This window comes from Roseburia sp. AF42-8 (genome assembly GCF_003435965.1).
GTDB classification, from domain to species: domain Bacteria; phylum Bacillota; class Clostridia; order Lachnospirales; family Lachnospiraceae; genus Roseburia_C; species Roseburia_C amylophila.
This window is the reverse complement of sequence record NZ_QTVB01000122.1, coordinates 1-1250: the sequence shown is the minus strand read 5'-3', so window position 1 is coordinate 1250 and position 1250 is coordinate 1. Positions and strand designations below refer to the sequence as shown.

Here is a 1250-nt window from a genome sequence, read left to right as displayed (position 1 = left end):
TTATATCATCGTTTGTATCTTGCTTCGTAGTATCATAATATAATTCTAAGGTGTATATAGGATTGATGTTTTTATCTATATTATCTACTTTTTCCCAATTCTTGATATCTAAAATAGCATTGACCTTATCTATACTACTTTTATCTTCATATTTTGTTATCAGCTCGTCGCTTTGAGCGTCATGTATCTCTATTGATACCGCAGAATTTAACATCAAATCTGCATAGTCTTTTGTAGTATCACTAATCCTTTTGTTATTGGCGTAAATAAAGGAAAATAAAGCAACAACAATAATGACTAAACCGATTATAATTCCTATATAGAATGGCTGTTTTTTTATCTTCTTATCAATATCTTTTACCATACGAAAATCTCCTTTCAATAAAACGTCAAGAGAAACATTGAACTCATCACTAATTTTTACTAATGTAGATAAATCTGGATAGCTTTTTTCGTTCTCCCAATTCGAAACCGTTTGCCTTGTTACATTATACATTTTTGCAAAAGCTTCTTGTGTCAGCCCTCGTTCCTTTCTGATTTGTGCAATCGCTTGACCTAATTGCATATTCCTACCTCCTTACAATTACATTTTTATATGTATTTGCTAAATTAACAAGCAATTAGCTTTTTACATTTCTATTTTTTAACGCAAATATTCTTTGCCTTCTTGTTTTTCATGATATTTTCATATACAACGTGTGAGGCAACTTCCGATTTTCTTAATTCTCCAAACTTGAATTTAACGTTCTCTTTTATGTCTATCAATAAGCAACAAAACAAACATAATAAGCCATATCCACCATGCGATCCAACAGCCTATTCCTTGATATTAGATATCTATGATTATTCCAATAATAAAAGGAACTGACATAAACATTATTCTTTTTCCATATGCCTTACACATAGCATTCTCATCGTATTTCTTTCATTCATCCGCTGATTTCATATTATAACCCGACAAGAATTTAGCAGCTTTTCCTTCTGATTTATAAAACCACATTCCAAACAAAAACATAATCACTTCCATCATAAAGTCAAAAACAATATAGAAAATATAATACAATTTCTCCTTTCAGCCAATCACTCTTATCTCTTTGGATTTTCTACATTACTCTTCAGCTTTGACCAAACATAGCAAATTAGTATATCCTGACTGCATAAGTAATTGCTTAAAACCAGACATCACTTCTTCTTTTGTATAATTATTATTTTTCAAAAACTCACTATCCTTCTCACTAAGGTATTGGTAG

Annotated in this window: 2 protein-coding genes; both read right to left on the bottom strand. The window is 30.2% G+C overall.

Going from position 1 to position 1250, the window contains the following annotated elements; translation table 11 throughout:
• The coding region (locus DW059_RS16655) for a helix-turn-helix domain-containing protein (protein ID WP_242986335.1) at positions 1–565 on the bottom strand (565 nt) is incomplete at its 3' end.
• Between the two features lie 543 nt (positions 566–1108).
• On the bottom strand, positions 1109–1250 hold a 142-nt coding region (locus DW059_RS16645), incomplete at its 5' end, for a DUF6483 family protein (RefSeq protein WP_256385524.1).